This is a genomic window from Streptosporangium sp. NPDC000396, assembly GCF_042898655.1.
Classification (GTDB): domain Bacteria; phylum Actinomycetota; class Actinomycetes; order Streptosporangiales; family Streptosporangiaceae; genus Streptosporangium.
This window is the reverse complement of record NZ_JBIAZA010000006.1, coordinates 147,348-172,280: the sequence shown is the minus strand read 5'-3', so window position 1 is coordinate 172,280 and position 24,933 is coordinate 147,348. Positions and strand designations below refer to the sequence as shown.

The following is a 24,933-nucleotide window of genomic DNA, read 5'->3' as shown; positions in this document are numbered from 1 at the left end:
TTCCCCCGTGTTTTCGGACATAAGGGGACAATGGATGCCATGGGCGGCTAATGGTTGTGCCAAATACTTATTTCCGCCTTCATGCCGCCCTTGGTGCGTACGGCTGGCGTGTACGGCGCTCCAGACCGCCGCGCAGGAGGCCTTACCCTCTAGGAGGACCAGAGAAGGCCCCTGGCACGGAGGATCGAAGACGATGCCCGAGTTCGACTACACCGACCTGCTCCCCATGGGGCCGGATGAGACGCAGTACCGTCTGATCAGCTCCGAGGGGGTGCGCGTAGTCGAGGCCGCGGGCCGCAGGTTCCTGGAGGTCGACCCCGAGGCCCTCCGGCTGCTGACCGAGACGGCGATCCACGACATCTCCCACTATCTCCGGTCATCCCACCTCGCCCAGCTGCGCAAGATCATCGACGACCCCGAGTCCAGCGGGAACGACCGCTTCGTCGCCCTCGACCTGCTGAAGAACGCCTCGATCTCGGCCGGCGGCGTGCTCCCGATGTGCCAGGACACCGGCACGGCGATCGTGATGGGCAAGCGCGGCCGCCACGTGCTCACCGACGGCGCCGACGCCGAGCACATCTCCCGCGGCGTCTACGACGCCTACACCAAGCTGAACCTGCGCTACTCCCAGATGGCCCCCATCACCATGTGGGAGGAGAAGAACACCGGTTCCAACCTCCCCGCGCAGATCGAGCTCTACGCCGAAGACCCCGGGGGCCACGCCGACGAGTACAAGCTGCTCTTCATGGCCAAGGGCGGCGGCAGCGCCAACAAGTCGTTCCTGTACCAGGAGACCAAGGCGGTCCTCAACGAGAAGCGGATGCTCCAGTTCCTGGAGGAGAAGATCCGCTCCCTGGGCACCGCCGCGTGCCCGCCGTACCACCTGGCGATCGTCGTCGGCGGCACCTCCGCCGAGTTCGCCCTGAAGACCGCCAAGTACGCCAGCGCCCGCTACCTGGACACCATCCCCACCGAGGGCTCCCCCAGCGGCCACGGCTTCCGTGACGTCGAGCTGGAGGCCAAGGTCTTCGAGCTCACCCAGAAGCTCGGCATCGGCGCGCAGTTCGGCGGCAAATACTTCTGCCACGACGTCCGCGTCATCCGCCTGCCCCGCCACGGCGCCTCCTGCCCGGTCGCCATCGCGGTCTCCTGCAGCGCCGACCGCCAGGCCCTGGCCAAGATCACCCCCGAGGGGATCTTCCTGGAGCAGCTGGAGACCGACCCGGCGAGGTTCCTGCCGGAGACCACCGACGAGCACCTGTCCGACGACGTCGTGCGCATCGACCTCAACCGCCCGATGCCGGAGATCCTCGCCGAGCTGACGAAGTATCCGGTCAAGACCCGCCTGTCCCTGACCGGTCCCCTCGTCGTCGCCCGCGACATCGCCCACGCCAAGATCGGCGAGCTTCTCGACGCCGGCGGCGAGATGCCGCAGTACCTCAAGGACCACGCGGTCTACTACGCCGGTCCCGCCAAGACCCCCGAGGGTTACGCCTCCGGGTCCTTCGGCCCCACCACCGCCGGTCGCATGGACTCCTACGTCGAACGCTTCCAGGCCGCGGGCGGCTCCATGATCATGCTTGCCAAGGGCAACCGCTCCAAGCAGGTCACCGACGCCTGCAAGACCTACGGCGGCTTCTACCTCGGCTCCATCGGCGGCCCCGCCGCCCGCCTCGCCCAAGACTGCATCAGGAAGGTCGAGGTCCTGGAATATCCCGAACTCGGCATGGAAGCCGTCTGGAAGATCGAGGTCGAGGACTTCCCCGCCTTCATCGTCGTCGACGACAAGGGCGAAGACTTCTTCGCCGATGCGACCGGCCCCGTCCTGTCCATCGGCCGCCGCTGATCCCATCGCCCCCCGAAAGGCCCGGCTCCTCACGAGCCGGGCCTTTCTGTTCGAAGCCCGGTTCAAGCCCGGTTCAAAGCCGGTTCGAAGCCCGCTTCGAGGCGCACGTCCTTCGCGCACATCGCGTCAGAGCTCGGGATTCCCGTTTTCCGCGTCTCCCTCGGGTGAGCCCGGCACCGTCGCGGGGATGATGGCCGGGTGGACGAGTTCCGGGCACGCGCGAGGTTCCAGACCGCCCGGGTCGCCAGACTGGCCACGGCCGACGCGTACGGCACGCCGCATCTGGTGCCCGTCACCTTCGACGTGGACGACGACGTGATCGCCTTCGCGATCGATCACAAGCCGAAGCGCACGACGAACCTCCGCCGTCTGCGCAACATCGCCGCCAACGATCGGGTGTGCCTGCTGGTGGACCACTACGACGACGACTGGTCACGGCTGTGGTGGGTTCGCGCCGACGGAAGGGCGCGGATCGCCGAGGAGGGACCGGCCCGGGAACGGGCCCTGGCACGCCTCGCGGAGCGCTACCCGCAGTACCGTGACCGCCCGCCGCGAGGTCCTGTCGTCCTCGTCGCGGTGGAGTCCTGGACGGGCTGGTCATACGCGGGCGCCTGAGCCCTGCCTCGCGGGTCTCGGCGGGTCCCGGTGGATCTCATGTCGTGTACGTGACCGCGCACAACCTGACAGCCAAGAAGTATCAGGTGTTCTGGGAGAAGTGGGCCGCGAAGGGCTACGTGGAGACGGTCACGGCCGTGCACGGCATCGGGCCGGCGACGGTTTTCGCGATCGTCATGGAGAAGCGGCAGGGCGGCCACCAGGCCTACTTCGGGGTGGACCGCGCCCGGCTCCGCCTCCGCAACACCGAGGCGGAGCAGAAGGGGTACATCTTCGGGCACCCGACGCGGGAGGGCATGCAGGTGGTGAACACCTCGATCTGGTCGGGGGTCTCGTGCCACGGCGGTGCTGCGAACACCGCCTCGTAGATCAACCGGAACGCTGCGGGTGACCGGCTCCACGCCGGACGTCAGTCCGACAGACACGAGACCCCCTGGACCAAACTGACACCGCCATCATGGAGCAGTTGCGAATAATTCGCAACAGTAATCAGGCCTAGGTCGCAGGTCTGATGCAAATGCAAATCACTTGCAATAGTGTCCGGAGGGCAGTGATCAACGAGGAGGTAGACCCATGGGTGAGTACACCCTTCCGGACATGCCGTACGACTACGCGGCCCTGGAACCGGCGATCACCGGCGAAATCCTGGAGCTGCACCACGCCAAGCACCACGCCGCCTACGTCAAGGGCGCCAACGACATCCTGGAGCGCCTGGCCGAGGCCCGCGACAAGGGCGAGTTCGGCGGGCTGGTCGGGCTGGAGAAGACCTTCGCCTTCAACCTGTCCGGGCACGTGCTGCACTCGATCTTCTGGCAGAACCTCTCCCCCGACGGCGGCGACCGCCCCGACGGTGAGCTGGCCGCGGCGATCGACGAGCACTTCGGCTCGTTCGAGGCCTTCCAGAAGCAGCTCACCACCGCCACCGCCGGTGTTCAGGGGTCGGGCTGGGGCGTGCTGGCCTGGGAGCCGCTGGGCCGCCGCCTGGTGGTCGAGCAGGTCTACGACCACCACGGCAACGTCGGCATGAACACCACGCCGCTGCTGGTCTTCGACGCCTGGGAGCACGCCTACTACCTGCAGTACCGCAACGTGCGTCCCGACTACGTCGAGAAGTTGTGGGGTCTGGTCAACTGGACGGATGTCACCCAGCGTTTCTCAACAGTGACGAGCACGAAAATCTGACCGAAGATCGCAAGAAGTTTCGGCCCGGTCTCTACTGGTCTCATTACGCAAATCGGTAAGCTGCCCATCATGCGTGCGCCGTCCGGATACCTTCTTGCAGCGCGCTATCGACTGGCGGAGCCGGTTGGGCGCGGCGGCATGGGTACCGTATGGCGAGCGCACGACGAGCTGCTCGACCGCGAGGTGGCGGTCAAGGAGGTGCGCCTGCCCCTGGTCCTCGACGAGGATTTACGGGCGGAGCTGTGCGTCAGGACCGAGCGCGAGGGGCGGGCGACCGCGATGGTCGCCCATCCCTCGGTGATCACCGTTTTCGACGTCGTGACCGAGGACGAACGTCCCTGGATCGTGATGGAGCTCCTCCGGGCCAGGTCCCTGGAGCAGCTCCTGCGGGACAAGGGCCCGCTGCCGCCACGGCAGGTGGCGGAGATCGGGCGTCAGGTCCTGGGCGCGCTGCGAGCCGTGCACGCCAAGGGGATCCTCCACCGCGACGTCAAGCCCAGCAACGTTCTGGTGACCGCCGACCGGGCGGTGCTCACCGACTTCGGCCTGGCCGCGCTCGAAGGCGACGTGTCGATCACCCAGGCGGGCATCGTGCTCGGGTCGGCCGGATACATCGCCCCCGAGCGCGTGCTGGGTGCCAAGGCCAACCCCTCCGCCGATCTGTGGTCGCTCGGCGCGACCCTCTACACCGCCGTCGAGGGCCGGGGCCTGCACGGGCGCCGTACGGCCGCCGCCGCGCTGGCGGCGCTGACCAGCGGTGAGCCGATCCCCATGGAGAAGGCCGGGCCGCTGACCCCCGTGCTCCAGGGGCTGCTCAGGATCGATCCGGACACCCGGCTCGACGCGGTCCGCGCCTCGTTGATGCTCGCGCGGGTGGCGGCCGGCGGATCGGCCGAGGAGTCGATCGCCACCAGGGCTCCGAGCAAGCCCGTCAAGAACACCGCCAAGAGCACGACCAAGGGCACGACCAAGAACGCCAAGAACACGGTCAAGAGCACCGCGACGATCGCCGTCCCCTCGTTCAGCCGCCGCCCGCAGCACCGTGGGCTGCACCGGGTCGGCTCCGCGCCGGTCCCGGCTCCGCTGCCCGAGCCGACCCCTGTCCCGCAGCCCCGCGGGCACCGCCGTCCGGCCGAAGGCGTGCATCGCAAGCCGACGGTCAAGCCGCCCGCTCCACGGCCGTTTGTCCGATTTATGACGACTTTGATCAGGCTGATACTCCCGCGCCTCCTGTGGCCCCGGGAACTCCGTAAGCGAGGATAAAGCGACCTTCAAGGAAGAATGGCTACCTTCTTCCCGTGTCAGAACAGTACTTCGAAGAAGAATGGCTATCTTCATTTCATGTCGGAACAGCAGAGGCGGCTGCTCGCTGACCGTTACGAGCTGATCACGCCGCTTGGCCGGGGCACCATGGGCACGGTGTGGCGTGCTCACGACCGATCCCTCGGCCGCGAGGTCGCGATCAAGGAGATCCGTCAGGAGCCGGGACTCACCGATGCGCAACGCGCCGAGCTGCGGGAACGCATGATTCGCGAGGGCCGTACGGCCGCCCGCATCAGCCATCCTTCCGTGGCCACCGTCCACGACGCGATCGTGGAGGACGGCAGCCCATGGATCATCATGGAGCTGGTGCAGGCGCGTTCCCTTGAGCGGATCATCCAGGAGGAGGGCCCCCTGCCACCTCGGCTGGTCGCCGAGATCGGGGTGGACCTTCTCGGAGCGCTGCGCGCCGCCCACGACCAGGGCGTGCTCCACCGCGACGTCAAACCTGGCAACGTGCTGCTCACCGAGAGTGGCCGGGTGGTCCTCACCGACTTCGGTATCGCCAAGGCCGCGGGGGACACCAACCTCACCAAGACAGGCATGGTGATCGGCTCCCCGGGATATACGGCGCCCGAGCGGGCTCGCGGAGAACACAACGGACCCGAGTCGGACCTCTGGTCACTCGGAGCCACCCTGTACTTCGCGGTGGAAGGCCGTCCGGCCTACGAACGATCCACGGTTTCCGAGACCCTGGCCGCGCTGATGACCGACCAGGTCGACCCACCGGTCCAGGCCGGACCGCTCCGTCCGGTGCTGGAACAGCTCCTGGAGAGGGATCACAAGCTGCGGCCGACACACGCCCAGGCGATCGCGATGCTCCGGGCCGTGGCCGACACCCCCACGAACGTGGCAGGGCAGGCACCGGTGACGCCTCCGGTCGCCCCACCGGCTCCGCAGGGCCGGCCCGTGACGGACGCGGCTCCCCAACGCCGGCCCATGGCGGATGCGGCGCCCCAGAGGCCGCCCGCGGCTCCGCAAAGCCCACTCGCGGCGGATCCGGCTCCGCAGGGCCCGCCCGCGGCTTCCCAGAACCCGCCCGCGGCGGACGCGGACGAGGAGTTCGACGCCGATCGCACCATGCTGGTCATCCGGCCCAAGGGCGGTCTGCGCCTGCCCACGAGCGGCCCGGCCACCACCGGCAACCCGGCCACCGCCAGCGGCCCGGCCACCACCGGCGGCGCCGAGACTCCCGCGGCTCCGGTTTCCTCTGCGGCTCAGGCTTTCCCCACGGTCACACCGGCGGGCGATTCCCCGGCGGGCAGACAACCGGCGGACAAGCGACCCGTGGACAAGCCTGCGGACAAGCCACCGGTCACGTCGGGATCGGAAGCACCGGCGGCGAGGCGGCAGGCCTCCCCCGGCCCCTCGGCGCTGGGCACACCGGTGGCCAGGCGGCCCGGAGCCTCCGTGGCGCCGCAGGAAGGGAGCACCCCGGACGGGCAGATGACGGAGACCAGGAGGCTGCCGAGGCCGGGGGAGCCCGCCCCGCAGCGGCCGGGGCCGGCCGCTGCCGTGCCGCAGGCCCCCTGGCAGCAGGAGTCCGGGATGTCCAACGGGGACTACTCGCACCCCCCCGGGCTGGGGACGGAGCTGTTCGCGATCGCGGGGCAGGGCGGTCAGGGAGGACGGAAGGCCTCTCCGGTCAAGGCCCGGGTAGGCCTGCTCGTCCTCATCGGAGTGGCGATCGTCGCCCTGATAGTGATCGTGATCATGGCGGTGGCGGCCTTCGCGGACAACGGCGGGCAGGGGGCGGCGGGCATCTTCCCCGCCACCGGCCCGGACACCACCGCCTCCGCGTCCGGAGTGTGAGCGTTCCTCGACGTCAGCGACCCGGGCGTGAGCGCCCGGGCTCGCGGTTTCTCCCCGCTCGCCGAGGGTGAGGCCGTACGAGGTTCCCGGCTGGACGGTGCCGCGTTTCCGCTTCATCTCGCAGGACGCAAACTGGGTTCATGAGCGAGTATCGGATCGAACACGACTCGATGGGTGACGTACGGGTCCCGGCGAGCGCGAAGTGGCGGGCGCAGACCCAGCGGGCGGTGGAGAACTTCCCCATCTCCGGGCGCGGGCTGGAGAGCCCGCACATCGCCGCTCTCGGCCTGATCAAAGCGATCGCCGCCGAGGTCAACGCCGAGCTGGGAGTGCTTGACAAGGAGCTGGCGCAGGCGGTCGCCGAGGCCGCCACCGACGTCGCGGAGAACGAGTGGGACGGCGAGTTCCCCATCGACGTCTTCCAGACCGGCTCCGGCACCTCCTCCAACATGAACGCCAACGAGGTGATCGCCACCCTCGCCGAGGAGCGGCTCGGCCGTCCCGTCCACCCCAACGACCACGTCAACGCCTCCCAGTCCTCCAACGACGTCTTCCCCACCTCCATCCACGTCGCCGCCACAACCGAGGTGTCCTACCACCTCATCCCCTCCCTGAGGCATCTGGCCACCGCGCTGCGCAACAAGTCGTTCCAGTTCGAGGACGTGGTCAAGGCCGGCCGTACCCACCTGATGGACGCCACCCCGGTCACACTCGGTCAGGAGTTCGGCGGCTACGCCACCCAGATCGACAACGCCATCACCCGGGTGCGCGGCTCGATTCCCCGTCTGGCCCAGCTCCCGCTGGGCGGCACGGCCGTCGGCACCGGCGTCAACACCCCGCCCGGGTTCGCCCCCAAGGTCATCGAGAAGCTCCGCGAGGCCACCGGGCTCCCGTTCTCCGAGGCTCCCGACCACTTCGAGGCCCAGGGCGCGCGGGACGCGATCGTGGAGCTCTCCGGACAGCTCCGCACGGTGGCGGTCTCACTCAACAAGATCGCCAATGACCTCCGCTGGATGGGCTCGGGTCCCCGAACCGGGCTCGGCGAGATCAACCTGCCCGACCTCCAGCCCGGGTCGTCGATCATGCCCGGCAAGGTCAACCCGGTCATCCCCGAAGCCGTGAACATGGTCGCCGCCCAGGTCATCGGGAACGACGCGGCCATCGCCTTCGCCGGAGCCTCGGGCAACTTCGAGCTGAACGTCATGCTGCCGCTCATCGCCCGCAACATCCTGGAGTCCATCCGGCTGCTCGCCAACGTCTCCCGGCTGCTCGCCGACCGGTGCGTCCACGGCATCACCGCCAACGCCGACCACCTGCGCGAGTACGCCGAGTCGTCCCCGTCGATCGTCACGCCCCTCAACCCCTACATCGGCTACGAGGAGGCCGCCAAGATCGCCAAGCAGGCTCTGGCGGAGCGCAAGACGATCCGCGAGGTCGTCATCGAACGTGGCCACGTCGCCAACGGCACCCTCACCGAGGAGCAGCTCGACGCCCTGCTGGACGTGCTGGCGATGACACGGCGGCCCGGCTGACCCGGCACCGCCGCGAGGACGGTCGTGAGACCGGTCGAGGCCTGGAAAGATGGGATCATGGCCCAGATCAAGTTCTACGGCCGTCGTGACGTCTGGTCCGGCCGTCGCCGGGAAGTCTCCGACACCGTGCACGACTGCCTGACCGAGGCATGGCAGCTCCCCGCGGACAAGAGGTTCCACCGGTTCCTCCTGCTGGACGCCGAGGACCTGGTCTGCCCGCAGCGTGGCGAGCGATATCTGATCGTCGAGATCCTCTGTTTCGAGGGCCGGTCGGACCAGGCCAAGCGCGACCTGATCCGCACCCTGTTCGCCCGCGCCCAGGAGAGGCTCGACCTCCCCGCGGAGGACCTGGAGATCGTGATCGTCGAGTCGCCCCGGGTCAACTGGGGCATCCGCGGCCTGCCCGGCGACGAGCTGGCGCTCACCTACCCGGTCACCGTCTGAGTCACCGGCTGAGCCGCTGTCTGAGCCGCTGTCTGAGCCGCTGTCTGAGTCACCGGCTGACCCTCGGCGGGGCCGTCCCTCCCCCGGCCGCCGTCCGGCCCCGCGGACGACTGGACTCTCCCACTGAGGGAGAGTCCAGCCTGGCTCCATGAAGAAGACTCATCACAGCCTCTACACGGCCACGGCGGCTCCCTCCCTCATCGACATCCCCGAGCTGTCCTATCTCATGGCGGACGGCTTGGGAGACCCCTCCGGCGATCATTACAAGGCCGTCGTCGAGGGCCTGTACGGCGTCGCCTACGCGATCCGGACGGAACTCAAGCCGACGCTGACCTACTCGGTCGCCCCTCTCGAAGGCCTGTGGGAGGGCACTCCCGACGACCGCGCGGCCATGCAGTGGACCATGTGCATCCTCCAGCCGGAACCGGTCACCCCCGAGATGGTGGCACGGGCGGTGGACGTCGTCCGCCGCAAGAAGCCCGGAGCGGAGGTCGGCGGGATACGTCTCGCGCCGATGGCCGGGGGCAGGGCGGCCCAGATCCTGCACACGGGTCCCTACAGCGAGGAGCCGGCGACCGTCGGGACGTTGATGAAGTTCATCTTCGGCCAGGGTCTGACCGTCGTCGGGCGGCACCGTGAGATCTACCTGTCGGTGCCGGACCGTACGGCGCCGGAGAAGATGCGGACCATCATCCGCTATCCCGTCGCGGCCCTGGCGGCCGCTCACGGCGCCGAAGGGTGATGCGCCTTGGACACATAGGTGACGACATGACTATGGCTGTCGGCAACATGGGCCGGGATTCGGCTGATTGCCTAGATTCGACGGCATGATTGACCTAACGGGGCGGCGAGCTGTGGTGACCGGGGCGGGCAGCGGGATCGGACGTGCCTGCGCCCACCGGCTGGCCGCCGCCGGGGCACATGTGACGGTGGTCGACATGGACGCCGAGACCACCGGGAAGGTGGCCGCGGAGATCTCCGGAACGGCGGTGATCGCCGACCTGTCGACGCCCGACTTCGTGGACGCGCTCCCCGCCGATGCGGACATCGTGGTGAACAACGCCGGGTTCCAGCACGTGGCGCCGATCGAGGAGTTCCCGCCGGAGGTCTTCGCCAAGATCCTCAAGGTCATGGTGGAGGCGCCGTTCCTGCTGGTCCGGTCGGTCCTGCCGGGGATGTACGAGCGGGGCTGGGGCCGGGTCGTCAACATCTCCTCGGCTCACGGGCTCCGTGCCTCGCCGTACAAGTCGGCGTACGTCACGGCCAAGCACGCGCTCGAAGGGCTGTCGAAGGTCATCGCCCTGGAAGGCGCCCCGCACGGCGTCACCTCCAACTGCGTGAGCCCCGCCTACGTCCGCACCCCGCTGGTGGAGAAGCAGATCAGAGCCCAGGCCGAGACCCACGGCATCAGCGAGGACAAGGTCGTCGAGCAGATCATGCTGGCCCCGGCCGCGATCAAACGGCTGATCGAACCGGAGGAGGTGGCCGAACTGGTCGCCTACCTGTGCGGCCCGCACGGCTCGTTCATCACGGGAACGTCCCTGCCCGTGGACGGTGGCTGGACCGCCCGCTGAACCGCGGCACCGGCACAGCGCAGGCCCGACGTCGGCACGGCGTCGCGCCTGAGATCCGGTGAGGAGACCAAAGGCGAGAAGCCGCTCCCTCCAGAGAGCGGAAAGGTCACGACAATGGAAGACATGAGCGCACGGATCTTCCTCGAACTGCTGGCCAGAGAGGCGTCGGCGGTCGAGTTCGAGGGGCCCGTGCTGGCCGCCAGAACCGCCGGAACCGACGCGGTGACGCTGGCCGAGCTGGAGGAGGCCAAGCTCGCCGCGTTGAAGGTGCGGGCGCTGCTGCGGCGCAGGGCCAAGCGCGAGGCGGAGCTGTCGGCCCTGTTCGACACGGCGAGCGACCTGGCCGGGCTGCGGGACCTCGACGCCGTGCTTGAGGCCATCGTGCACCGAGCCCGGCAGCTCCTGGGCACCGACGCCGCCTACATGACGTTGCACGACCCCGAGCGGGGCGACACCTGGATGCGGGTGACCGACGGCTCGGTCTCGGCCAAGTTCCGCGCGCTGCGGCTGGCCATGGGCGCCGGTCTGGGCGGGCTGGTGGCCCAGACCGCCACGCCCTATGCGACGGCCGACTACTTCGCCGACGCGCGCTTCCACCACAAGATGGACATCGATGACGCCGTGCACGAGGAGGGCCTGGTCGCCATCCTGGGCGTGCCGCTCAAACTCGGCGCGCGGGTCATCGGCGTGCTGTTCGCCGCCAACCGGAGCGTGCGGCCGTTCACCCAGGACGAGGTGGTGCTTCTCAGCTCGCTGGCCGCGCACGCGGCGGTGGCGATCGACAACGCCCGGCTGCTGCAGGAGACCAGGAACGCGCTGGAGGAGCTCAGCGAGGCCAACCGACAGGTGAACGCGCACAGCGAGGCCGTGGAGCGGGCCGCGCTCGCGCACGACCGGATGACCGGGCTGGTGCTGCGCGGCGGCGGGGTCGAGGACGTCGCCGCCGTGGTCACCGAGGTGCTCGGCGGCTCGCTCGTCGTGCTGGACGACGCCGGACGGCCGATCACCGGGGATCTGGCCGACCTGGAAACGGGCGTGTCGGAGCAGGAGGCCGGTCTCGGCGCCGGAAACGAGAAGCGAGGCCCCGGGGCGACCGCGGCCATGATCGCCGACGCCGCGCAGTCGTCCCGGGCGCTGGGCCGTACCGTCAAAAGAGGCAATCTGCTGGTCGCCTCGGTGGACGTGGGGGCCGAGCCGCTGTGCACGCTCGTGCTGCGCGCCGAGGGCCAGGTGGCCGACACCGACCAGCGCATTCTCGAACGGGCCGCGCTGGTCACCGCGCTGCTGATGCTGTTCCGGCGCACGGTGGCCGAGGCGGAGGGCCGGGTCAGGGGCGAGCTGCTCGACGACCTGATCTCGCGTCCCGCTCTCGACGGCCTCGCTCAACGGGCCCGGCGCGTCGGGGTGGACCTGGACACCGACCACGTGCTGGTGGTGGTCCGCCACGACGGCCAGCGTGAGCGCGCCGGTTTCTGGGCCTCCTCCCAGGCCACGCTGAACCACGGTCTCGCCGCCCAGCGCGGGGACGAGGTGGTGCTGCTGCTCCCCGGCAACAAGCCCGGCCACCTCGCCAAGCGGGTGGCGGCCGAGCTGAGCGCCTCTCTCGGCCGTCCGGCCACCGCCGGCGCCTGCGGTCCGGTGCGCGGGCCCGCGAAGATCGCCGCCGCCCACCGCGAGGCGCAGCGCTGCGCCGACGCCCTGCTGGCCCTGGGCCGGGCGGGGCAGGGCGCCAGCGCCACCGAGCTGGGCTTCGTCGGGCTGCTCGTCGGCGACGGGCGTGACATCGAGGCGTTCCTCGGCTCGACGCTGGGCCCGGTGATCGACTATGACGCCCGCAGGGGTACCGCCCTGATCCGCACGCTCACCGCCTACTTCGGCACGGGCGGCTCGCTCTCCCGCACGGCGGACGCCCTCCATATCCACGTCAACACCGTCACCCAGCGGCTGGACAGGATCGCCCAGCTCCTCGGCGCCGACTGGCAGGACCCGGAGCGCGCCCTGGAGATCCAGCTCGCCCTGCGGCTCCACCGGCTCAGCCACTAGAACCTTCGAGCGAAATGGCCCACTGCTGGGTCACAGGTCGGCCGGGAAGCCGTGCATTGTGAACGCATCGCTGATCTATCAACCCAGGCTCGCAGGATTGGTGTCACAAGAAAGCACCAATCAGGGAGTATCCCCATGCCCACCACCGCCGCCATCATCACCGTCCTGACCGCCCTCTGGGTGGGGTTTTCTGCCTTCTCCCTCCTTCGCCGCGCCGAGTGGGTCGTGAAGCCGCTGATGGACTACGGCGTTCCCCGCTCGTGGTGGACCTGGCTCGGTGCGGCCAAGGCAGCAGGGTCCGCGGGCCTGCTGGTCGGCCTGTTCGTGCCGGTCGTAGGCGTCCTGGCTGGGATCGGCCTGGTGCTGTACTTCGCCGGAGCCGTCGTCACCGTGCTCCGGGCGCGCTCGTACTCGACCGTCGTCTTCCCCTTGCTGTACATGGGCCCGGTGATCGCCACCTTGGCGCTGGGATACATCGCCTGACAGCCGCGCGGATCGCAGTGTGGTAGACGGCGATGCCAGGCCGATGAGTTCGCCGTCATCACGTTGCTCGCGGCCTTCTTCCAGATCAACCCGATCTGGCTGTACGGCCCCTACCGGCCCAGCGTGATCGGTGCCGGCTCCCAGCCCGACTGGTACATGGCGTTCATGGAGGGCGCGTTGCGCATCATGCCGTCCTGGGAGATCACCGTCTTCGGCTCCACCCTGTCGCTCAGCGTGCTGATCCCCGCTCTGGTCGCGCCAGGGGCGCTGTTCACCGGGCTGGCGCTCTGGCCTTTCCTGGAGCGCTGTGTCACGGGTGATCACCGGGTGCACAACCTGCTGGACCGCCCCAGGGACGCGCCCGTCCGCACGGGGGTCGGCGTGGCCGGAGTCGTGTTCTACGGCATCCTGTGGATGGCGGGCGGCAACGACGTCCTGGCGCACACCTTCGGCATCTCGCTCAACGCCACCACGTGGTTCTTCCGGGTCGCGGTCTTCGCCGGTCCCGTCCTCGCCTATGTCATCGCATATCGGATCGCGCTGGGGTTGCAGGCGCGCGACCGGCGCACCCACGGCGTCGAGACCGGGGTGATCGTGCGGCTCCCCGACGGGCGTTACGAGGAGATCGAGGCTCCCGCCGGGGACGAACCGGCCGCCGTGCTGACGCCACCCGAATCCCCGGTGCGGCCCTCCCGCCTGGACGGGACGAACTGGCGTCGCGCCATCACCGGAAGCCCGCGGGGCGGGGACTGAACATATCGCCTTGATCATCCTGAGCGCGGATTCGGGTCCACATAGCTCAGCCGCCCGCTATGGCGGCCGACCCCATAGGAGTGACGCCGGTCACTACGTACCGTGAGCCGACATCCCCCCATCAGCGCTACCCATTGGTGAGTGAGATGACAGAGAAAACACGCACTCCTATCGGGAAGATCGTGGCGGCCAGCCTCATCGGCACGACGATCGAGTGGTACGACTTCTTCCTGTACGGCTCCGCCGCCGCGCTGGTCTTCCCCGCGCTCTTCTTCCCCGCGTCGGATCCGCTCACCGGCACCCTGCTGGCCTTCCTCACCTATGCGGTCGGCTTCGTCGCCCGCCCGCTGGGCGCGCTGGTCTTCGGTCACTACGGCGATCGCCTCGGCCGCAAGAAGCTCCTGGTCATCAGCCTGCTGATGATGGGCGGGGCGACCTTCCTGATCGGCTGCCTGCCGACGCACGCGGCGGTCGGCTCGGTGGCGCCGCTGCTGCTGACCGCGCTCCGGCTCGTCCAGGGCTTCGCCCTCGGCGGCGAGTGGGGCGGAGCGGTGCTCATCGTCTCCGAGCACGGCGACGCGGAACGGCGTGGCTTCTGGGCCTCCTGGCCGCAGTCCGGCGCCCCCGGCGGCAACCTGCTGGCCACTGCGGTGCTCGCGGTGCTGGCCGCGGTCCAGTCGAACGAGGCCTTCCAGAGCTGGGGCTGGCGCATCCCGTTCCTGCTTTCCGGCGTGCTGGTGCTGGTCGGCCTCTGGATCCGGCTGTCCATCAGCGAGTCGCCGGTCTTCCAGCAGGCCGTCGCCAACGCCAAGCCCACCGAGAGCATGCCCATCGTCGAGGTGTTCCGGCACCACTGGCGGGACGTGATCACCGCGATCGGCGCCCGCTTCGCGGAGAACGTCTCCTACTACGTGATCACCGCGTTCGTGCTGGTGTACGCGACGACCACGGCCGGGCTGGCGAAGCCCACGGTGCTCAACGCGGTGCTGATCGGCTCCGCCGTGCACTTCGTCTCCATCCCCCTGTGGGGCGCGCTCTCCGACAGGATCGGCCGCCGACCGGTCTACCTGCTCGGCGCGGCCGGAGTGGGCCTGTGGGCCTTCGCGTTCTTCCCGCTGATCGACACCAAGAACTTCGCCGCGATCGCCCTGGCGGTGACGGTCGGGCTGATCCTGCACGGCGCGATGTACGGCCCGCAGGCGGCGTTCTTCTCCGAGCTGTTCGCCACGAAGATGCGCTACTCGGGCGTGTCGATCGGCGCCCAGCTCGCCTCGATCATCGCCGGCGGCCTGGCCCCGCTGATCGCGGTGGCCCTGCTGAGCGCGTACAAGTCGGCGTTCCCCATCATGCTCTACGTGGCCGGCGCCGCCGTGGTCACCCTGGTCACCGTTCTCGCCTCCCGGGAGACCAAGGGCCGCGACCTCGCCACCCTCGGCTCTTCCGAGGAGCCCACCGCAGCCCCCACCATCCGCTGAGCCGTACGGAGAACATCGATGCACCTCGACAACCACCGGGTGTCCACCGCCCGTATCACGCAGAACGTGCTGTCGGCCGGCGAGGCCGAGGGCGAGGCGGTGCTGTTCGTACACGGGAACGTGTCGAGCGCGGCCTTCTGGCGGGACACGCTGGCGGCCCTGCCCGGCGGCTACCGGCCGCTCGCGGTGGACCTGCGGGGCTTCGGCGAGACCGATCCCGCGCCGGTCGACGCCACTCGTGGCCTGCGGGACTACTCCGACGACGTGCTCGCGCTGATCGACGCCCTCGAACTGGGCCGCGTGCACCTGGTGGGCTGGAGCATGGGCGGCGGGGTGGTGCTCCAGGCGCTGCGCGACCGGCCGTCCGCCGTGCGGAGCGTGACGCTCGTCAACCCGGTCTCGCCGTACGGCTTCGGCGGCACGCACGGGCCGGACGGCGCGCTGAACCATCCTGACGGGGTCGGCGGCGGGGCGGGGGCGGCCAACCCCGACTTCGTGAAGCTGCTCGCGGCCGGGGACCGTTCCGACGACTCCCCGGTGTCGCCGCGGAACGTCTTCCGGAGCACGTACGTGAAGCCCGGCACGGTGGTCGAGGATGAGGACGCGCTCGTCGAGTCGATGCTGTCGACGAAGGTCGGCGAGGACCACTACCCGGGCGACGCGGTCGCCTCCGAGGTGTGGCCGGGGGTCGTCCCCGGCACCCGCGGGGTGCTCAACGCGCTGGCGCCGACGCACTTCCGGCTGGACGACCTGCACACGATCGACCCCAAGCCGCCGATCCTGTGGATCAGGGGCGAGGCCGACGTGATCGTCTCTGACACCTCCCTGTTCGACCTGGCCCACCTCGGCGCCCTCGGCGTCGTTCCCGGGTCGCCGGGCACACCGGCGCAGCCGATGGTCGTCCAGACCCGGACCGTGCTGGAACGGTACGGCAACCACCGCGAGGTCGTCCTCGACTGCGGCCACAGCCCGCACATCGAGCGGCCCGAGGAGTTCCGTGCCGCCCTGGCCGACCATCTGAAGCGGAGCTGATCGATGCGCACACCGTCAAAAGCCCGCATTCGTGCCGTGACGGCCGCCGGGCTCGGCGCCGTCGTCGCCGCCGCCCTGGTGGCGGGCGCACCGGCCGCGGGTGCCAGGGCGCGCGCGGAGCAGGACCCGGCGAGCGAGCACTGCGCGCGGGCGGACCGGATAGCCGTGCCCGGGGCCGAGCACCAGGTGAAGGACTGCCTGGACGACCTCACCACGGCGGGCACGACCGTCTCCGGGCACACCGATCCGGCCGACTGGGCGGGGCTGCACCCGGCGGGGGCGGTCAATCCGAAGGATGTTCCCGGCATCCAGGTCGACGGCTACTTCCCCGACACCTCGACCTCCAACACCACCCACGGCTGGAACCACGACTCCCAGTTCGTGCTCCGGCTGCCGGACAGATGGAACGGCGGGCTGGTCGTCGCGGGCACCCCCGGCAACCGGGAGCAGTACGCCAACGACTTCACCATCTCCGACTGGGCGCTGTCCAAGGGCTATGCCTACGCCGTGACCGACAAGGGCAACGTCGGGGTCACCTTCTACCGGGACGGCCGCAGGCCGGGAGACGCGATCGCCGAATGGAACCACCGGGTCACGCAGGTGGCGATCGCCGCCAAGGCGGTCGTCGCCCAGCGGTACGGCAGGCCGCCCGAGCGGACCTACGCCGCGGGCATCTCCAACGGCGGATACCTGGTTCGCTGGCAACTGGAGAACCGGGCCTGGCTGTATGACGGAGGAGTCGACTGGGAGGGCACCCTCTGGCGGGTCAAGGGCGACAACTTGATCAACTTCCTGCCTCCGGCGCTGCGGGCCTACCCGAAGGGCGACTCCCAGGCGATGTACGACGCCGGTTTCGCCAAGGGATCGGAATTCCTGTGGCCGTTCCACCACCAGTACTACTGGGATCTCACCCAGCGCGTTTACCGGGAGGAACTCGATCCCGCCTTCGACGGCGACACCGAGGCGGGCACGCCCTTCTGCGCCTCGGGAACCCCGGCCTGCGACGCCGACTACGACTACGACGCTCGCAAGCCGTACCGGGCGCTGGCGAGGATCGGGCTCACCGGCCGGATCGGCAAGCCGCTGATCACCGTTCACGGCACCTTGGACGCGCTGCTCCCGATCTCCCGGACCGGGGACGTCTACGCGGGCATGGTCGGCGAACACCGGCCCTACCGCTACTACCGGGTCGCTGACGGCACCCACGTGGACGGTCTCTACGCCGCCTACCCCGACAGGCTCCGCCCGCTGCTGCCGTGCTTCCGCAGTGCCTTCGAGGCGCTGGAAGGCTGGGTCGAACGCCGGCAGAGCCCGCCGCCAAGCTCGACCCTGCCACGCCCGGCGAGCGGAGACCTGGTCAACGAGTGCCAGCTCGGCAGGTAACGCCGTTCATCCGGAAGCCTCCTAGTATCGGCCGCTGTTTCCGGGGATCTTCTTGCCTGCGTGGTACATGCTGAGGTCGCCGTACGGTGACAGGTGTGCGGCCAGGTCGCCGGTCTGGTTCTTGAGCGTGGTGTCGAGGAATGCGGCGGTGACCGCGGCGGTGATGCGCGATCCTTCGGTGCGGCCCAGGGAGCCGACCAGTCCGGGCAGGGGCGGCAGGTAGAGAGGCGCGTCGGTGAAGGTCAGATGCGCTGTGCCGGGGACTGTGAGGTGGTAGCCGGCGGTGGTGCTGAGCTTGAGGACCTGGGTGAGGCGGGGAATGTAGGTGGGGCTCTCGCCCGGTGCGAGGGGATGGGTCAGAGCGAGTACCGGCTGTTGGAAGGGTCGCGGGGCCGGGTCGCGGGGAAAGCCGTCCAGGTTGATGACCGCGGAGAAACGGGGGTCTTGGCGGGCGGCCTGCAGGGCGGCGGCGCCGCCCAGCGAGTGCCCTGTCGCCGCGGCCCGCCCGGTGTCCAGGCGTCCGGCCAGCGGGGTCCGGATCTCGCCGCTGTCCAGGCGGCCGAGCTGGGTGAGGGCGAAGCTGAGATCGGCGGCTCGGACCGCGGTCCAGCCGGCGGCGCGTTTCTCGTCTTCGGCCGGGTCGCCGGTGGCGGCGAGGCGGGTGTTGATCGTCTGGCCGTCGCTGAGGACGACGGTCGCGGAGTCGTAGGGGTGGTCCAGGGCGGCGACGACGTAGCCGCGGCTGGCGAGTTCCTCCGCCCAGGCGGTGTTCTGGGTGCGCACGCCTCCGAGGCCGGGGGAGAACAGCACGAGGGGGAACCGTCCGCCCGTGCCGGCCACCGGGGCATCGAACACCGAGTGTGTGCGGGCGCGGGGGGCGCTGTCGGGCAGGAAGCCGGGCATGCCGAGATAGGCGGCCAGGCCGCGGGCGACGGTTCGCGCCTCGCGTTCGGTGCGGCCGAGATACCGCGCCCGCTCGGCGCTCGCGGGGCTCGTGCGCGCGGGGTACCAGAGCTGGACCACGACGGTGCGCTTGTCATCGGGCCGGGTGGTGGCGGTCTCGGGGCGGGACGGGTCGGTCCACTGGGTCACGGTGGTGCCGACCGCGTACCGGCCCGACGGCTCGGGAAACACCGGCACGGGCAGCGCCCACGCCGCCGCCGCGCCTGCGGCGGTCAGGCACAGGCTCGCGGCCGCCCCCACAAGGGCCGGCCACCTTCGCGGCCGCGGCCCGGGCCGTCCGGCCCGCCGTCCCATCGCGGAAGGAACGGTGAACGGCAGCGTGATCGCCGCGCCCGCCAGGGCGGGTATCAGCTGCCAGCGCAGTCCGAGCACAATCGACGTCGCCCCGGAGGACACGACGACCGCCGCCGCGGCGAGCGTGAGCGGCCGGCGGGCGCCGGGCGGGGACCATCGGGCCAGCGCCAGCACGACGGCACCCAGCACAATCAGGATTTCCAAGGGGGACATGCCGGGCCCTGCGATCGTCTCGGTCATGCGACCATCCTTGGTCACCGGCTGGTGTCCGGCTCTCCTTCCCAAGTCGTGAATCATGTACGACCTGGGTGGCACTTCGGCGGTGAGCCAGCGACCCAGGTCGTACTGCGTCCGTGGTCAGCCGTGCTTCCGCAGTGTCTTCGAGGCGCTGGAGTGCTGGGTCGAACGCCGGCAGAGCCCGCCGCCAAGCTCGACCCCGCCGCGCCCGGCGAGCGGAGACCTGGCCAACGAGTGTCAGCTCGGCAGGTAGCGCCGTTGCACGGTCCGGGTGGCCTTGACCGCGTTCCGGACCCCGGGGATCCGTAGTGCCACACGCTTCAACAGCGTGTACCGGGATTCGGAACGCGTGGCGGCGGCGGACTCGCGGATCTGCACGCGGCCGCCGCGGCCCATCCTGAGCTTGAAGCGGAGCCCGACCTCCTTGTCGTCCATCCGCAGGAACGGCGACCAGTCACCCGGGCAGAGGAAACCCTCGCGGCGTGCCAGCCGGGTCTGGACCTTGGCGATCAGCCGTCCGGCGAGCTGCCCGGGTACGCCCGGCTCGACCAGGGCGGGCACGGAGACCTCGCGCTCCTTGCGTTCCCGGCGCAGCACCAGTTCGGCGACCGGACCTCCGCTGGGCGGCACGTACGGCACGGGCACGACGACGAAGACGTGCTTGCGCTGCCGAGTGACCGTCGTGCCCGGTGAGACCAGGACGATCGACTCGGGCAGCGAGCGGGGCTCCACGCAGATGCCCAGCTCGCCCTTGTCCGACCACCAGGGGATGACCAGCCGCTGGGAGTAGTCGGCCAGCTCCCCGATGCAGTTCAGCGGGGAGCCGGTCACGCGGGTGCGTGCCTGGTTGGCCCCGCTGTACATGCGCACGTGGATCTCCCAGAGCCCGGCCGGCAGGGCGCGGCCGAGAGCGGCGGAGGCGACGTCCAGCCGGGCCGTCCCGGTCACCTGGAGCCTGATCCCGTTGCGGTGGCGGGAGCGCGCCATCGCGCACTTCACGGGCAGGAAGTAGACGAGCCCGGTCTCCTCGTGCCGGATGTAGACCTCGAACCGGGCGCGGACGGCGGCCTGGCTGACGTCGGCGAGCTCGGGCGGGAGGCGGAGCCCGTCGAGGGGCACCGGCGGTTCCCAGAGCAGGCCGTCCTCACCGTACGGGCGGAAGCGCATCGGGTCGCCGCTGGCCCGCATGAGCTCCACCGTGAGCTCCATGGTCAGCACGCCGCCGTCCCAGAGGACCTTCCTGAGGTCGGCCCGCAGGTGGGTGCCGCGCATGGCCTCGGCGAGCACGATGAGCTGGTCGAGCCGGCCCGCGCGGAGCAGCGCGGCGCGGGCGCGCAGGTGCACGGGCAGGTGGTGGTCGAGGCGCTGGGGGAAACGCTGGACGACCAGCTCGCGCAGGGTCGTGAAGGTGGCGGCCCGTTCCTTCGAGGAGATGCTGAGGAACCTGCTTCCTCCGAGCGGGCGCAGCACCGACGTGCGGAACCAGTGCGCGTACATCCGGTCGCGCTGGCGTCCCTCGGGAACCTCGAAGTCGATGATGTCGAGCAGCTCGCGCAGTTCGGCGCCCCAGACGTAGGGGTTGATCGGCGGCTCGGGCCGCTCGTCGACGTGGCAGCAGACCTGGTCGGCCATGATGGCGATGACCTTGGCCCGCAGATAGGCGCGCATCACGAAGGCCTGCTCGGCCAGGCGCCCGCCGGGGTCTGCGAAGTTCAGCGCTTCGGCGTCCAGGAATGACCTGCGGTAGAGCTTGTGCGGGGTGAGCAGCGAGAGCAGCCGGTCCCTGAGGATGTCGGCGCGGTCGCGGTTGCCCTCGAACACCGTGGAGGGCGGCCCCTGGTCGTTGACCAGCCGCCCGATGAGGATGTCGGCATCGGTCTCCACGGCGCGCAGGTACATCCGCTCCAGGGCCACCCGCTCCAGGCGGTCCGTCTGCTCCATCAGGTACACGTAGTCGCCCTTGGCGACCGCCATCCCTATGTTGCGCCCGCGCATCGGCGAGCCGGTCGGCGTCAGATGGAGCACCTGCACGTTCGGCCGCCCCGAGGCGATGATGTCAAGACGTTGCTGGATCCCGTCGTCCGACCCGTCGTCGGCGAAGATGACCTCGTATTCCTCCGGGGCCATCGACTGCTCCAGCACCGAACGAATACACGCGTCGGCGGTGCTGCCGGGGTTGCGTATCGGCACCACCACGCTGACCTTCACATCCATACGGCCAAGGGTGCGGCGCCCTCGACACGCAGGCGATCAGACTTGCCGACTTCTGTCGTCTCAGTACCAGCCCTTGGCCTGAGAATGGCCCCAGGCACCACAGGGTGTGCCATAACGACCCTTGATATAGCCGAGCCCCCACTCGATCTGGGTGGCCGCATTGGTCTGCCAGTCGTTGCCCGCGCTCGCCATCTTGTGGCCGGGAAGCGACTGGGGGATGCCGTAGGCCCCGCTGTAGCGGTTCATCGCCCGCTCGTTCCAGCCGCTCTCCTTCATCCAGAGCTTCTCCAGGCAGCCCCACTGGTCGGCCCAGCCGCGCGCCTCGAGCATCTGCTTGCCGAGCGCCTTGTTGCCGGTCGGGTTGGCGGTGCCGGGCGGGAGCTGCTGCGGGTCGAAACCGCCACCGCCGGGCGCCTTCTTGACGATCTTGATCGCGTCCAGCGGCTTGCGATCCTCGCGCTCGGCCTTCAGCTTGTCGGATTTGAGCGCCTGGACGGCCTGGGCCTTCAGCAGGTCGGCATCGGGGTCGGGCCCGAACGGGTCGTCGCCGAGCATCTTCGTCAGGTCGCCCAGCGAGAGCGGCTTCTCCGGCTCGGCGGAGGCGTTCTGGATCGCGGTGTAGACGGTGAAGCCTCCGCCACCCACGAGGACCACGGCCGCCGTGCCCAGAATGACGGCACGCTTGGGGCTCAGCCATCTCGGCGCCTTGGCCTTGGCCGGCTGGTCCGCACGGCGGGAGCGGGGAGCCGGCTGCTCCTTCAAGTCTGGTGGTCCTGAGCTCACGATCCATGAGCTTGCCGTGGACAGGGGGGTGGTTCGCAACCTAAACGGGAGAGTTGGTTGGCGTTCTTCGGAACATTCGCCGATCTTTTTACGGCTTACCGCCCGTTTACGTGGCCTTTAATGAGATTAATCGAGGCGAGTGTGATTTTCGTCACACTTTTCTTAATATGGAGCGCGCCCCACGGGCCCCTGTACCGCGGGGAGCGCTGACCTCAGGGTGTCAGAGCCTTGTTCGGTTCCCGTGCAACCCATGTCACGGTTTCGTGACAAAGCACGCTTTACCGGGCATTGCTAGAATAATTACCTGGTGGCTGGCATCATCCTCGTTGAAGACGATCTCTCGGTCCGGACCGGGCTCGAACTGGCGTTGACCCGCCAAGGCCACTCCGTGACCTCCTACAGTAGTGGCGAAGAAGCGCTCGACCATGTCCGGTCGCGCCGCCCCGAGATCGCCATCCTGGACGTCATGCTTCCCGGGATCGACGGGGTCGAAGTGTGCCGCCGCATCCGGAAGATGGACCAACTGCCGGTGATACTCCTCACCGCCAGGGGCGACGACCTCGACGTGGTCGTGGGGCTGGAGGCGGGAGCGGACGACTACGTGATCAAGCCGGTCGAGCCCCGTGTCCTCGACGCCCGGATCCGCGCCGTCCTGCGCCGGGTGGAGTCGGTCGCCTCTGACCGCATCACCTTCGGCGAACTGGTCATCGACCGGGGGGCGCTCAAGGTGTCACTGGCCGGCCGGGAGGTCCATCTGACCCCCACCGAACTGCGGCTCCTGCTCGAACTCGTCCGTCACCCCGGCCAGGTGCTCAACCGCAGATATCTGCTGCGGGCCGTCTGGGACCACACCCACGCCGCCGACTCCCGGCTGGTGGACGCCTGCGTCCAGCGGGTCCGCGCCAAGATCGAGTTGGTGCCCGCCGCGCCCGAGTTCATCCACACCGTCCGCGGGTTCGGCTACCGGTTCAGTCCGCCGTGAAGCGTCTGTACACCGGGCTGCGCGGGCGCCTGATCCTCACCTTCACCCTCATCGCGGTCGCGGCCTCCTCGCTGGTCGCGGGGATCGGCTACGAGCTCGTCAAACGCCGTGTGCTCGACCTCGCCGAGCAGGTGGCCGTGAACGACGTGCGCGACACCCTGGAGGGGATCAGGGTGCCCATCGGCGCGCTCTGGCCGGGAGACAGCCCACCGACCGAGGCGCAGATCGGCTCGTTGCAGAAGAGCCTGCGCATGCGGGGCGGCGGGGTGGTGGTCCGCTATGAGGACTACCTCTACCCCGACGGCGACTTCAGCATGGGCGACGTCCCCTCCGACGTCGACATGGCGTCCGCCCGGCGGCTGGTGACCAAGCGCCAGCTGATCGACGGGAAGATGTGGCTGCTCATCGGCACGCCCGTCTGGCGGATAGAGCCCATCCACACCGCCCAGCCCACCGGCATGAGCGTTTTCGTGTTCGTTCCCCTCGCCGCGGAGGAACAGCTCCTGGCCGACCTGCGTCAGCCGCTGGCCGCCGCGGGAGCCGTCATGCTGGTCATCGCGCTCGCGGTGGCCCTGGTGTCGGCCCGGCGGGTGCTGCTGCCGGTCCGGCGGCTCGGGTCGGCGGCCCGCGCGCTCGGCGCCGGGCACCTGGACACCCGGCTCCCCGTGCACGGCCAGGACGAGCTGGCCGAGCTCACCGCGACGTTCAACGACACCGCGGCCGCTCTGGAGCGGAGCGTGTCCGAGCTGCGCTCGCTGGAGGCGATGTCCCGCCGATTCGTGGCCGACGTCTCGCACGAGCTCAGGACCCCGCTGACCGCGATGACCGCGGTGGCCGACATGCTCTCCGACGAGGCCGACCGGCTGCCCCAGGAGTCGGCGACGGCCGTACGGCTCGTGCTCCGTGAGATCGAGCGGCTGCGTACCCTGGTGGAGCAGCTCATCGAGACGAGCCGGTTCGACTCGGGCACGGCCACCCTGAACGTGGACACCGTGAACATCGCCGACGTGATCTACGACTGCCTGGAGGTACGCGGCTGGGCGGACCAGGTGCGCGTCAACGTGCCGCAGGGGCTGGCCTTCTCCCTCGACCCCCGGCGCTTCGACGTGATCATGGCGAACCTGATGGGCAACGCCCTGCGCCACGGCGAGCCCCCGGTCGTGGTGACCGCCCGCAGTACTCCGAACGGCCTGGAGGTAAAGGTGCGCGACCATGGCAAGGGCATCCCGGCGGTGGACCTGCCCCATGTGTTCGACCGTTTCTACAAGGCGGGCGCCCGGGGCGACGGCAGCGGGCTCGGCCTGTCCATCGCGCGGGCCAACGCCCACCTGCACGGCGGCACCATCTCGGTACGCCAGCAGAAGCCGGGCACGCTCTTCACCGTCTGGCTGCCCCCGGCATGAAGCGGTTCGCATGCCTGCTCGCGGCCGTCCTGACGCTCTGCGGATGCGGGATAGAGCCCTCCGAGGTTCGTGACGAGGGCCGCCCTCCGGTGATCAGCTACAGCCCCACCTGGGTGACGGTCTATCTGCTCCGCGACGGCCGGTTGGAGCCCGCCAGGATCCCCGTGGTCTCCGACTCCGCCAAGAACATCATCGACACCCTGTTCCGGGCCGGGAAGCAACCGCCGAAACCCGGCCTGAGCAGCGCGCTCAACGACTTCAGCCACTATGACAGCGAGGCCACCCGATACTCCAGCACGGTCCGCCGCGATGATCTTGAGGGCGACCTGGGATTCCGGCTGAACGTGATCATCACGGGCGCGGGCAAGATCTCCAGGGCGGGTCTCGCCCAGATCACCTGCACCATCAGGCAGAACAAGCAGGAGAGCATCTGGAGCGTCGAGGTCACCCGGCTGTTTCCGGGCAGGCCGGAGTCACTGGGAGAGCACACCTGCTTCGAATACCGCAAGCTCGCGGCGAAAGGGGTACGGCTCCCCCCGTGACCGGCGTGACCGGTGTGACGA

22 protein-coding genes are annotated in these 24,933 nt (G+C 69.7%); 19 read left to right on the top strand and 3 right to left on the bottom strand.

Annotation, left to right across the window (positions count from 1 at the left end):
• The first annotated feature begins 193 nt into the window (after nt 1-193).
• The 16 genes from ACFY2X_RS11940 (at nt 194) to ACFY2X_RS11865 (ending at nt 17,494) form a co-directional block, all read left to right on the top strand.
• A complete protein-coding gene (locus ACFY2X_RS11940; RefSeq protein WP_389936268.1) occupies nt 194-1,846 on the top strand; it encodes a fumarate hydratase in 1,653 nt (550 codons plus the stop codon).
• A gap of 198 nt (nt 1,847-2,044) precedes the next feature.
• Nucleotides 2,045-2,461 carry a TIGR03668 family PPOX class F420-dependent oxidoreductase gene (locus ACFY2X_RS11935; RefSeq protein WP_389936265.1) on the top strand — a complete coding sequence of 139 codons (417 nt, stop codon included), beginning with the start codon at nt 2,045-2,047 and terminating at the stop codon, nt 2,459-2,461.
• Nucleotides 2,462-2,511: 50 nt separating this feature from the next.
• Nucleotides 2,512-2,829, top strand: coding sequence for a hypothetical protein (locus ACFY2X_RS11930; RefSeq protein WP_389936262.1), 318 nt, complete (start codon nt 2,512-2,514; stop codon nt 2,827-2,829).
• A 205-nt stretch (nt 2,830-3,034) separates the two neighbouring features.
• Complete coding sequence (locus ACFY2X_RS11925) at nt 3,035-3,643, top strand: superoxide dismutase (protein WP_389936259.1); 609 nt, start codon at nt 3,035-3,037, stop codon at nt 3,641-3,643.
• Nucleotides 3,644-3,781: 138 nt separating this feature from the next.
• A complete protein-coding gene (locus tag ACFY2X_RS11920; protein WP_389936256.1) occupies nt 3,782-4,906 on the top strand; it encodes a protein kinase in 1,125 nt (374 codons plus the stop codon).
• Nucleotides 4,907-4,984: 78 nt separating this feature from the next.
• Entirely contained in the window at nt 4,985-6,775 is a 1,791-nt protein-coding gene (locus ACFY2X_RS11915; protein WP_389936253.1) for a protein kinase, read from the top strand.
• Between the two features lie 140 nt (nt 6,776-6,915).
• Entirely contained in the window at nt 6,916-8,307 is a 1,392-nt protein-coding gene (locus tag ACFY2X_RS11910) for a class II fumarate hydratase (RefSeq protein WP_389936250.1), read from the top strand.
• A 57-nt stretch (nt 8,308-8,364) separates the two neighbouring features.
• A complete protein-coding gene (locus ACFY2X_RS11905) occupies nt 8,365-8,751 on the top strand; it encodes a tautomerase family protein (RefSeq protein ID WP_389936247.1) in 387 nt (128 codons plus the stop codon).
• A 148-nt stretch (nt 8,752-8,899) separates the two neighbouring features.
• On the top strand, nt 8,900-9,493 hold the full coding sequence (locus tag ACFY2X_RS11900) for a GyrI-like domain-containing protein (protein ID WP_389936243.1): 594 nt from the start codon (nt 8,900-8,902) through the stop codon (nt 9,491-9,493).
• A gap of 85 nt (nt 9,494-9,578) precedes the next feature.
• On the top strand, nt 9,579-10,325 hold the full coding sequence (locus ACFY2X_RS11895) for a 3-hydroxybutyrate dehydrogenase (RefSeq protein WP_389936239.1): 747 nt from the start codon (nt 9,579-9,581) through the stop codon (nt 10,323-10,325).
• A 123-nt stretch (nt 10,326-10,448) separates the two neighbouring features.
• A complete protein-coding gene (locus tag ACFY2X_RS11890; RefSeq protein ID WP_389936236.1) occupies nt 10,449-12,368 on the top strand; it encodes a helix-turn-helix domain-containing protein in 1,920 nt (639 codons plus the stop codon).
• A 135-nt stretch (nt 12,369-12,503) separates the two neighbouring features.
• Nucleotides 12,504-12,851 carry a DoxX family protein gene (locus ACFY2X_RS11885; protein ID WP_389936233.1) on the top strand — a complete coding sequence of 116 codons (348 nt, stop codon included), beginning with the start codon at nt 12,504-12,506 and terminating at the stop codon, nt 12,849-12,851.
• Between the two features lie 63 nt (nt 12,852-12,914).
• On the top strand, nt 12,915-13,604 hold the full coding sequence (locus tag ACFY2X_RS11880; protein ID WP_389936231.1) for a hypothetical protein: 690 nt from the start codon (nt 12,915-12,917) through the stop codon (nt 13,602-13,604).
• Between the two features lie 146 nt (nt 13,605-13,750).
• Nucleotides 13,751-15,079: an MFS transporter gene (locus ACFY2X_RS11875; RefSeq protein ID WP_389936229.1), complete on the top strand. Its 1,329-nt coding sequence runs from the start codon at nt 13,751-13,753 to the stop codon at nt 15,077-15,079.
• An 18-nt stretch (nt 15,080-15,097) separates the two neighbouring features.
• Nucleotides 15,098-16,111: an alpha/beta fold hydrolase gene (locus tag ACFY2X_RS11870; protein WP_389936226.1), complete on the top strand. Its 1,014-nt coding sequence runs from the start codon at nt 15,098-15,100 to the stop codon at nt 16,109-16,111.
• 3 nt (nt 16,112-16,114) lie between these two features.
• On the top strand, nt 16,115-17,494 hold the full coding sequence (locus tag ACFY2X_RS11865; protein ID WP_389936223.1) for a tannase/feruloyl esterase family alpha/beta hydrolase: 1,380 nt from the start codon (nt 16,115-16,117) through the stop codon (nt 17,492-17,494).
• A gap of 21 nt (nt 17,495-17,515) precedes the next feature.
• On the opposite strand, the gene ACFY2X_RS11860 is transcribed toward ACFY2X_RS11865, so the two are convergent.
• From ACFY2X_RS11860 to ACFY2X_RS11850, 3 genes are all read right to left on the bottom strand, one after another.
• Complete coding sequence (locus ACFY2X_RS11860; RefSeq protein ID WP_389936220.1) at nt 17,516-18,991, bottom strand: alpha/beta hydrolase family protein; 1,476 nt, start codon at nt 18,989-18,991, stop codon at nt 17,516-17,518.
• Between the two features lie 234 nt (nt 18,992-19,225).
• Nucleotides 19,226-21,202, bottom strand: coding sequence for a glycosyltransferase family 2 protein (locus ACFY2X_RS11855; protein ID WP_389936218.1), 1,977 nt, complete (start codon nt 21,200-21,202; stop codon nt 19,226-19,228).
• Between the two features lie 60 nt (nt 21,203-21,262).
• Entirely contained in the window at nt 21,263-21,964 is a 702-nt protein-coding gene (locus ACFY2X_RS11850; RefSeq protein WP_389936216.1) for a lytic transglycosylase domain-containing protein, read from the bottom strand.
• 328 nt (nt 21,965-22,292) lie between these two features.
• Here ACFY2X_RS11850 and ACFY2X_RS11845 point away from each other — a divergent pair, with 328 nt between their 5' ends.
• The 3 genes from ACFY2X_RS11845 to ACFY2X_RS11835 are packed head-to-tail and all read left to right on the top strand — an operon-like array spanning nt 22,293 to nt 24,912.
• On the top strand, nt 22,293-22,967 hold the full coding sequence (locus ACFY2X_RS11845; protein WP_389936212.1) for a response regulator: 675 nt from the start codon (nt 22,293-22,295) through the stop codon (nt 22,965-22,967).
• Nucleotides 22,964-24,370: an ATP-binding protein gene (locus ACFY2X_RS11840; protein ID WP_389936209.1), complete on the top strand. Its 1,407-nt coding sequence runs from the start codon at nt 22,964-22,966 to the stop codon at nt 24,368-24,370. The genes ACFY2X_RS11845 and ACFY2X_RS11840 overlap by 4 nt, the downstream gene beginning before the upstream one ends.
• A complete protein-coding gene (locus ACFY2X_RS11835; RefSeq protein ID WP_389936206.1) occupies nt 24,367-24,912 on the top strand; it encodes a hypothetical protein in 546 nt (181 codons plus the stop codon). The genes ACFY2X_RS11840 and ACFY2X_RS11835 overlap by 4 nt, the downstream gene beginning before the upstream one ends.
• Nucleotides 24,913-24,933: the final 21 nt, after the last annotated feature.